The organism is Clostridium sp. (assembly GCF_016650095.1).
GTDB lineage: Bacteria > Bacillota > Clostridia > Clostridiales > Clostridiaceae > Clostridium_AD.
The window spans coordinates 1-5815 of sequence record NZ_JAENWL010000241.1 but is presented as its reverse complement, the minus strand read 5'-3'; the positions used below and the strand labels follow the sequence as shown (position 1 = coordinate 5815).

Annotated in this window: 5 protein-coding genes, 1 tRNA gene and 1 pseudogene; 6 read left to right on the top strand and 1 reads right to left on the bottom strand. The window is 33.1% G+C overall.

What is annotated here, in order from left to right; genetic code table 11:
* From JJE11_RS13235 to JJE11_RS13210, 6 genes and pseudogenes are all read left to right on the top strand, one after another.
* Window positions 1-288, top strand: a pseudogene (locus tag JJE11_RS13235) ((Fe-S)-binding protein); the annotation flags it as partial.
* Between the two features lie 40 nt (window positions 289-328).
* A complete protein-coding gene (locus tag JJE11_RS13230) occupies window positions 329-943 on the top strand; it encodes a CDP-alcohol phosphatidyltransferase family protein (protein WP_291636370.1) in 615 nt (204 codons plus the stop codon).
* A gap of 60 nt (window positions 944-1003) precedes the next feature.
* A tRNA-Ala gene (locus tag JJE11_RS13225) sits at window positions 1004-1079 on the top strand.
* 268 nt (window positions 1080-1347) lie between these two features.
* Complete coding sequence (gene rfbD, locus JJE11_RS13220; RefSeq protein WP_291636368.1) at window positions 1348-2187, top strand: dTDP-4-dehydrorhamnose reductase; 840 nt, start codon at window positions 1348-1350, stop codon at window positions 2185-2187.
* A 326-nt stretch (window positions 2188-2513) separates the two neighbouring features.
* The gene (locus JJE11_RS13215) at window positions 2514-2816 is read left to right on the top strand and encodes a hypothetical protein (protein WP_291636366.1); all 303 of its coding nucleotides are present in this window, start codon (window positions 2514-2516) and stop codon (window positions 2814-2816) included.
* Window positions 2817-3255: 439 nt separating this feature from the next.
* Window positions 3256-3720, top strand: coding sequence for a tyrosine-type recombinase/integrase (locus tag JJE11_RS13210; protein ID WP_291636363.1), 465 nt, complete (start codon window positions 3256-3258; stop codon window positions 3718-3720).
* A 462-nt stretch (window positions 3721-4182) separates the two neighbouring features.
* Here JJE11_RS13210 and JJE11_RS13205 read toward each other — a convergent pair whose 3' ends face one another.
* Entirely contained in the window at window positions 4183-5391 is a 1209-nt protein-coding gene (locus JJE11_RS13205) for an HD domain-containing phosphohydrolase (RefSeq protein ID WP_291636361.1), read from the bottom strand.
* Window positions 5392-5815: the final 424 nt, after the last annotated feature.

Below are 5815 nucleotides of genomic sequence, written 5' to 3'. Positions count from 1 at the left end.
GGTGCAGGTGCGATGGTAGGAGTAACTAATAACCTGCTTGCAGTTAAGCATATGAGCAAAAGAGCGGAGCAGGCTCCAACTCAGCATATATTAACTTACTGTCAATCCTGCGCAGAGGCATTGTCAAGGGGAGAAAAAAAAACCGTGCATTTGTTGGATTTGATGTTTAATGATGAGGTATTGAATGAAAAGACGTGTTCAACATTTAGGTTTCAGCAGAAAAATAGAAGTACTACTCAAAAGTGGATTAATAGATACAAAGGCAAAAGAAGAATTGAAAAGCTATAAAACATGAAATATGAGATAGATGGACGGGTAACAATTTTTGATGTTTATAGAATGGGAAGGTTTGATAAAGATGTTAGATACTCACGGTAGAAAATATATAAGGCCACTTTTAAAATATACAGCTAGCATTTTTCTGAAATTAAATATGACGCCTAATAATATTACTGCGTTAGGTTTTCTAATAGGGTTATTACCCTTCGTATTTATTTATGCGGGCAAACCTTTGATTGCAGTTACACTTTTATGGGTTTCGGGTTTTTTTGATGCTGTAGATGGTGAAATGGCAAGAATTAGTGGAAATTCAACTCCATGGGGGACACTTATTGATGTAACCTTTGACCGGTTAGTTGAAATAGGAGTTATTTTGGCAATAGCCATGAAGCAACCACAATGTAGACTCCAATTATTATTTTTAACAGCTGCAATAATACTATCCATGTCTATTTTTTTAACAGTAGGCGCGCTTTCTCAGAATAAGGGTAGTAAATCATTCTATTATCAAGCCGGAGTGGCAGAGAGAACAGAAGGATTTATACTTTTTACACTAATGATATTGTTACCGAGGCACCTTGCATTAATAACTAACATATTCTCAATATTAATTGTAATAACTGCATTTCAGAGAATGGTAGAGGCTAGAGGAATTTTAAAATAAGTTTAGATTTTAACTCTATTGCATACATTTGAAATTTGGTATATAATTTTTATATATTAGGGGGATGTAGCTCAGCTGGGAGAGTACTTGGATGGCATTCAAGGGGTCGTGGGTTCGAGCCCCATCATCTCCACCAGTAAGTATTAAAAGTCTTGAAATACCATAAGGTAATTCAGGGCTTTTTTTACTATATAAAAAAGCAAATTTCTATTGAGTAAACCTGGACCTTTTTTAAAGAAATTTATAAATAAAGGAAACTATAAAAATTTGTAGAATATAACTATATAAATATAAAATTTTTCTATAGGATGTAGGTTTGCAGGTAAAGATTTATATGACAGTAGTAATTACTACTTTTATAATTCACAAACATATGAGTTATTTAGTTAGGGGGAGAATTAATTATGAAAATATTAATTACAGGTGCTAATGGTCAGCTAGGTAGAGAATTATCTAAGCAATATCAAAGGAAAAAAGGTGTTCACTTAATACTTACAGATGTGGCAGATTTAGATATAACAGATGTAGGTAGAGTAAATAGTTTTGTAGATGAAAACAAACCAGATTTAATTATCAACTGTGCCGCACTAACAGATGTTGAAAGGTGTGAGACAGAAATAGATATGGCATATAAGATAAATACAGTAGGACCTAAAAACTTAGCATCAGCTGCAAATAAAATTGGAGCTGAAATTGTTCAAGTATCAACAGATTATGTTTTTGCTGGTAATTTGAATAAATCACTAACAGAGTTTGATGAAGTAAATCCACAAACCATTTATGGAAAAACAAAGCTCGAGGGAGAAATATTTGCTAAGCACCTTAATCCTAAGCACTATATAGTTAGAACTGCATGGCTTTACGGGGATGGGGATAACTTTATAAAAACTATGTTAGATTTAAGCAAAACTAATAAGCCATTAAAAATAGTTAATGATCAGAAGGGGACACCTACAAGTACAGTTGATTTAAGTAGAGTTATAATAAAACTCGTAGAAGAAAAAAATTATGGACTGTTTCATTGTACTTGCAAAGGTGAATGCACATGGTATGAACTCACTAAAGAAATATTTAGGCTTAAAGGGATTACTACAGAAGTTTCTCTTTGCAAAAACGATGAATTTTCAAGACCATCAAAAAGACCTCAATATTCAGTGCTTAGAAATTATATGTTAGAATTAACCACTGGGGACATAACTAGGAACTGGAAAGAAGCGATTGCTGAATATCTAAAACTAATATAATTTGCAATAAGGAAAGAACTCGCTGTTTAGCGAGTTCTTTTAATTACCAGAATGCCCATATTATTCAAAGTCCTCTTATATTAAAGTGAAAAATATGCTATAATATATACTGTGTATGTACGTAAATAAATACGAACAGCAATGATAGAATAAGACTCTTCTGGATTTTTATTGCAAAAGATAAGGTTTCAGATTTGTGTTCTGGGCCTTTTTACTTTTGGGATGGAATTATCTGTATATGTAAAAATTGTGTATGGATATATAAAATAAGCGGGAAACTTGTATTTTGTATGTTTCTCATGGTGTAAGAAAGAAGGAAAATAAAGATGGTAAAGCTACAGAAAATATATAAACTTTGTGAATGCTGTGAGAAGAAAGATAGAAGAACAGGTATTATTAAACTAATAGATAAAGGCTACAGCGAGGGCATTGCAACAATATATTATAACATTTGGAGGAGGCATTACATGGATTCTAGTAGTAAAGATTTAATGCTTTCGGGTATTTATATAGAGACTCATAAAGTAAGAAAACTTTTAGAAGAGTGCACCTTTATGGAACGTCAAAGGTATCTTGAAGCTTTAAGTAAAGAGCAACTTATTAGAATAGCACAGGCAGTGCTTAAATAATATAAAACAAAATTTATCTATAGAAGTAATTTTATAATAATCATTTGTAAAAATACAAAAAAATGGTGGAGATAGGGGGATTCGAGAAAATGCTTTTTACTAATATTCACTAATAACTGTAGAACCCATGGTTATCACATTTGATGGGATTTGGTAGATACAACGTACTTTTTTGAAAGCCGTAACCATAAGCGTTTTCCGCAAATTTGGGCGATGCGCTGGTTTGGTATTACGTTGAAAAGTGCCGGAATAGCATTGCCAGATGGAAGCAAATTCAGCAGAGGTATTTCTCCCCACTGTCTGCGCCATACTTTTGCGGTAGATTCATTCAGAAAAATGGAACGGAAAGGAAGCACCTTGTATGAATTGGTACCATTCCTCATTTGTGATGTTATTGTCGGCGATGTTAGGTTTGGTCGCCCAACCCGAATAAAACTGCATGGCAAGGGGAGAAAAAACACGGGAAATTCCATTAACAGACGATTGCTCAAAGCTGATAAAGCAATACATGAAGTCTCAAAAGCTTGATAATGAAGAATCGCACATTCATCCGCTATTCAGCAGCCAAACCCATGAAAAAATGACTACAGCATGTATCCGCAATATTGTTGAAAAATATGTGGAGTTGGCAAGGATAAAATGTCCGTATATGTTTAGGGAAATTAATTACTCACCGGACAGTTTCCGGCATAGCAAAAGTGTTCATATGGTTGAAGCCGGTATCCAGCTCATATATATCCGAGACTTTCTCGGCCATGCTGCGGTCAAGTCCACTGAGCATTATGCAAAGGTTAGCCAAATGGCAATAACACAGGCCCTTACAGAACGTGAAATTCCAAACGTAATTCCTGTAAATGAATCAAACGAGACAGTGAAGAAATCATTTCCGGAGTTTCTACAATAGATTTGCCATTGCAAACTCAAAAAATTATGTGAGGTAATATCAGAAGTTTACTTTGTATTTCAAGGCTTTTACCGCCTCAATACTTGATGTTGAATTACCTCACATAACTTGCATACCCATACCTATAATTTTCAATCATTGCAGCACCTCCTAATCATATGTTAATATTATCATAATAGGTTGTTTATGATAATAGTTTTAATAACCGTTTTTATGGATTGCATGCATTAATTTTTAGTAAAATTATTAATTCTCAAATACCATCGTTTTTGATAGGGGTTAAAAATCTCTGTTATTGGCAAATTTTATTAAATGGAACGGGAATTTCTGTCCCGTTACTACACAACCCCCTACCCCGTAAAGATAATTTTACATAGTATTTGCTTTCGCCGCTTTCTGTTCCGTAAAATCCCCCCAGTGTCTACCCTCATCTCCGAGACCTTATAATCCTTTCTACATGGTTCAAAGATTCGAGAAAACAGAATTAATATCATCAACAATAATGTGATCCAGTTGTCCTACTTCCACCATACCTTTCAAAATTCCCATAGCTTTATTATGATCCATCGATTTTCTATAAGGTCTATCTTCTCGTAGAGCTTGATAAATGTCTAAACAGGTTATTAACCGTGAATTAAAATCAAGATCATCGGCTTTCAAACCTTCCGGATACCCTGAGCCATCTAATTTTTCATGATGGTTGGAAGCCCATTTTGTAATTTCTTCAAACCCACTAATATCTTGTAAGCAAACCTTAGTTACCTTTGGATGCTTCTTTATTTCCACAAATTCTTCTTCGGATAATTTCCCCGGCTTGTCTAATAAGTCACTACTAATAACCAATTTGCCAAGATCATGTAAATCCGTTGCAATTAATAGTTTCAATGTCATTATTGTGTCCATCTTATAAAATTCAGCCATTTTCTCAAGTTTCTCTGAAAGACCTGAAGAATGCTTTTGAGTAAACTCAGATTGGGCATCAATTATGTTTGAAAAGGTCTTTGTTATCGTGCGTATTTCATTATAATTCAACTCATGACTAAAGATAGGAATCACTTTTTTCAAACTATCATCAATGTTCTTGTCTGATAAGGCTTCCCAAAATTCATGATGATCTACAATTTTTAAAAACACATCTGATAACAAAGGGGGGAAGAATGTATTCCTATGCTCATGAACAAAAGCAGTAATTATTTCTTTATTTAAGACGTTTCTCAGATCAAAAACTAAGTCTAATGTATCTGGAAGAGCAATAATTTGAGCCAAAAGAGGAATTTCATCTTTTGATAATCCAAAAAAGCCAGAACCATCATATTTTTCATGATGATATTTTATGATGTTTTGAGGATTTGTTAAAAATGGAAATTCTTTAAGATTATCTTCTCCTATGATGCAATGTCCTTTTCTGCTTTCCATTACATTAATTTTTTCGTTGGTAGTGCCCAATAATTTATCATGTAGAATTTTCATGCTTGCTCCGTTATCATGCATTATAGCCAATGAAGCCAGATCAAATATTTCTTCATTTGTTAATTGGAGCTCAAGAGCGATTTTTACGGATATATAAGCTATCCTTTTAGAATGATTTGTAGGCATCCCAAAGATCTTAATTTCAATAGTGTCTAATGAATTCGCTACAGATCTTAAAAATTCGTTTAAATTAAAGTTCATTATTGCATCTCCCCACAGTTTAAAATTATTTTCTGACTAAACGTGTGTTTGTAGTTTTATCACAACAAACGTTCTACCGCAAGCGACTACTGAGCTAACGAAATAGTCATTTTGTTAGTTATACAAAGTGTCAGTTCTTATGATATTATATTGAGAAACAGTTGTGAAATATCTGGATCAAATTGGGTGCCTGAATTTCTTCTAAATCTCCTTCAAAACTTATTAATTTACTACATTAACAGAATTGTTATCTAAAATAAGTTAATAACTTATTGATAATTGTAACATATCCGATATATTATAAAAAGTAGTTACATTTTATAATATAGTTTCATAAAAGATACTAGAGGAGTGATTTTTATGGTTGATAAGTTGGTAAATAACGTTGAATATCCTAAAAATATTGAGTGCTCTATTGAGAAAG